Raw genomic sequence first — 3,770 nt, forward strand, 5'->3', positions numbered from 1 at the left:
CGTTATGGCGCGGCTTTTCGCACCCATAGCGGGCGTTGGGAAACATTGCCAGGCAACGGCACACTCGACGAGATGGCTGAGGTGGTCGTCACGCTCCTGCACCCGTATCTGCAGCCCGATAATGATTAAAGCTAATTAAGGGATGTTGTACTAGTCAGGACCGCTACTCCTTCTCCAGCCAGTAAACGCCTTCATTCTTGGTCTCAACGAAGCCCTTCGAAGGGTCCGCAATGGAAGAGCTGTGGAGTGTGCCGCGAATCCCGCGAAACTTTCCTGAGCCGCCAGTAAGAGTTGTGTTCCCCAATACCGTTCGCCGCCCGGTAGCTTCGCCAACCGTTCCTTGTGAGGTGCCTTCATACCTGCCGTATATCCGGTCGCCATTCTCCATGAAGTACAGGACATAGGCTGAGACGCGGCCATCGGCACCAACATAGTCAGACTGACCACGCGTTATCGAATTCTTGACCCGCACGCCAAGAAATACCGGTGCGTCCTTGGGGTAGGTGCTTTGAATTTCGAAGAGGCGAATCTGATGTCCTGGAACGTCGCCTATGTCAATCGCAAGCTGCTGCGTGTACTTGGAATTCTCAGCAGGCGTCTGATAAGTAACCACACTCCTTTGTTGCCAAGGTGCCTGTGCCCATCCGGAGGAAGCTCCCAATAGCAACATGACGGCCACTGCCGTGGAGGCTACATATGCCGGGGAGTGGGCACGAATCGATAGCTTCATAAAGGCCTCCTTCTCATCAACCCAGATTGCAACGTTGCGGAACTGAAAAAACTCTAGCTTGGGCTGTCTGACCCCTTTTCTGTCAGGACCTTGCACCGGCTTTCTACGCTTGCTCAGCACCATTTAGATTCAGCCTTACTTTTGCCCCATGAATCCGGCGTGTCAATGCCAATATATAGCGGCAGGCAACGGGAGTAAGTCGCATTCGACTAGGTTAAATATCCTTTAAACTGATATGCACAACTCTTGTCACATGTATGCAACGAATTGCTCTGCAAAGCAAATGACGCTGCGCATCTCGCATCGCCGCGCACGCCTCACAGTACAGTGCAATCTGGCTACCGGATTCGATAGTCAGGTGTGACCATCACGGCGGAGAGGCACGACATCCGTGTGAGGAATCCCATTTCCCGCTTTCTTTCGCCCTAACAGGAATCAAGGATGAAACAGAACGCGTGGCAGTTGGGGAAAAATCGGCGGTATCTGTCTCCAGGCGCTTCTCAGACTGCGGCAACGCTCCGTATACTTCTCGCTGCGGCGGGTGCGGCACTCGGCGCTGGAGCCACTTATGCCGGCATCGGGGCGCGGGATGTTTATACGGATGGCGCTAGCGTGATGGGGCCTCGAGACCCGTATACCGATGGAGGCAGGGCAGTCACGGATAGACGGGACGTGTTTTCGAATGGCGCGAGAGTTACGGACCGGCGGGATGTGTTCACGGATGGTGCGAGAATCACCAACCGCGATGGGCTTGTCGAAGAAGGCATGCAAAATTAGGTACCGAGTGGGTTGAAGAGGTACTCCTAGGTAATGGTTTCGAAGAGCCCCTGTTTGGGGCTCTTTGTTCTTCAGGCCTCTGGCCAGTTGGCGCGGACAAGGAGCAAGAGCAATGCGCCCTGGCGACGGGATTTGGCGCAAAATAAAGTTCGTGGTTGGGCCGGCGCCCGAGTACTACGGCACACGTGCATTGAGCCATGCGGCTTCCTTCATTAAGCGCTGGCCTAGTGCCCGGATTCTTCCACGCGCTCGCCGCGCGCACTCCGGTGCGCTGTGAGGCGCCGGCATCCGTTGGATGCCACGACGAACTCGCCGCAAAATGAAGTCAATCTCATTCTCAGTGAAGTCGCCATAGTTGCGGTAGGCGGTGCGCATTTCTCTTAGATACGCCTCCAGCTCGACCTCCGCCGCCAATGCCAGCGAGTTAGCTAGTAGCGACCGCGAGTGCAAGCGCAACCAGCGACACCGCCAAGGCCTGTAGCCCTCGTCGTCCATTTGACCCCCGATACCCGAGCGCCACCTCCGTATGCGACCAAGGCGACAGTAGCCATGACCAGATACCTGTGTGGCGCAATATTTGGAATCCATCATAGGCCGCAGCAGTGTAAGCAGCAATCGAGAACGCCTTAAAATGGGGCCCACTAACGAGGGGGGTCGAGGGAATCTGAAATGTTCACTGAGATGTCTCACGAACCCAACAACCTCGATTCGCTTCACCCAAATCGAGTCATTAGAAGAACAATTCTCCGGGATAATGTTTCGATTCCCCCATTTCACGGAAAGAGAAGCCGTTCGCCTTCAGGGCACGTGCCCATCAGAACCAGAGAGGATGGCCACGCCTGGAAAGAATAGCCGCATGATTTTTGATTTCTTTATCTTTGGATGAGGTTTATGGGGGTATTCGCCAATAGCTATGCACCTTACAAAACCTTACCGTTTGTTACGCCGGATTAATTTCAGCTGGTATATATTACGCGCGAGCGGGAGATATTCTCGACATATCCAAGAGGACATCATGTTCAAAAAGACACTGGCGGTTGCAGTTGGAAGTCTGCTGATTGGTTTGAGCTTTGCTGCCTCAGCGCGCGGTGGTGGAGGGGGCGGAGGTGGTGGTTTTGGCAATGGCGGCAATTTCGGTGGGGCAGCGTCGGGGCACGCAAGCAATGAGGCCACAATGAATTCCAATGGCTCGTTTGCCAGCGACCGCGACAAAGGCTTACAGCGCGCTGAGGACAGAAGGAGTTCGGAGAGCGCGAGTCACGAAAAGGCCCAGACAAACCGTATGCATCGCAACAGCAGTCACGCGAAGCACTGAATTTGCATAGGCGTATCTAAGTCCAACCGGCTTGCGCGGCATCCCCTGTCTGATTGGGAGTCATGGGTCCCGCAAGCCTTCGGAGCATGAGGAGCTGATACGGAACGTTGCTCCCGTGTGAGAACTGCAAACACAGGCATGATGAAAACGCGGAAAGGCCGACCGTGAGGCCAACCCGACCCATGTCCTAACGTTTGGAAAGTGGTCAGTCTAGCCGGACGCAGAACGCTGCGCGGTCAGGATTGACGCTGATAAGGGACTGCGCCCCGACAGTTCCTTCCTCGCACCAAGCCATCAGGTCCTGATTTCGCAGAACCAGCGGCGCACGTTCGGGAATCGTTCCCGGCAACTCTCTCTCGGGTAGGGTAACCATCGTGAATGTCTCGACTGGTTTACCGGTGAGGGCATCCTTCGAAGTCTCAAAAAGGCCCGCAGCGAAAAAAATCTTACGACCATTCACCCCAAGCTCGACCCACTTCTTCATGCCGCCGGCTTTCGGCCACGCGTACCAACTTGACATTGGTATCAGGCAGCGATTGTCAGCAAAGGCTTTCTTGAACGGACTCTGGGCTGCAAGCTCTTCTCCGACGGCATTGAAGAGTATGTGCGTCAGCCGTCTCGTGGTCCTGCCCGGCTTTACCCGAACAAAGCCCCAACTGCGCATCTCAGTTTGCCATTCGCCATTCACCAGCCGGATGACTGGCACTTTATTGGTGGGCCTAACATCGGCCTTTGGCTCAAAATCCGGCGGGACGCGGAACATGGGGAACTCGGACCAGTCCGGTTCGAGTCTGTACCTGTCGCACATGCCTTGGTCTCCCTTGACCCATTTCCTTATACGGAAGTCATGACTCTTCCCGCAGTGCTTGAATGGTGAGGGCGGCGTCCATGGTTCTCTGCATGCCGATCCAAATCGTCTTTGCGCCGGGCTCGCCATCGCTCTTGCGC

General features: G+C 55.4%; 3 protein-coding genes. 1 reads left to right on the plus strand and 2 read right to left on the minus strand.

From position 1 onward, the window contains the following. Positions 1-163: 163 nt before the first annotated feature. Positions 164-853: a hypothetical protein gene (locus tag DN412_RS42385; RefSeq protein WP_244223103.1), complete on the minus strand. Its 690-nt coding sequence runs from the start codon at positions 851-853 to the stop codon at positions 164-166. Between the two features lie 1,669 nt (positions 854-2,522). Here DN412_RS42385 and DN412_RS42395 point away from each other — a divergent pair. After that, positions 2,523-2,822 carry a hypothetical protein gene (locus DN412_RS42395; protein WP_244223104.1) on the plus strand — a complete coding sequence of 100 codons (300 nt, stop codon included), beginning with the start codon at positions 2,523-2,525 and terminating at the stop codon, positions 2,820-2,822. Positions 2,823-3,027: 205 nt separating this feature from the next. Here the strand turns inward: DN412_RS42395 and DN412_RS42400 are convergent, their stop codons facing one another. Beyond that, positions 3,028-3,759, minus strand: a complete 732-nt coding sequence (locus DN412_RS42400; protein ID WP_115216930.1) for an SOS response-associated peptidase family protein — start codon at positions 3,757-3,759, stop codon at positions 3,028-3,030. Positions 3,760-3,770 lie beyond the last annotated feature (11 nt).

The sequence above is a fragment of the Cupriavidus lacunae genome (assembly GCF_003353055.1).
In the GTDB taxonomy this organism is placed as follows: Bacteria; Pseudomonadota; Gammaproteobacteria; order Burkholderiales; family Burkholderiaceae; genus Cupriavidus; species Cupriavidus lacunae.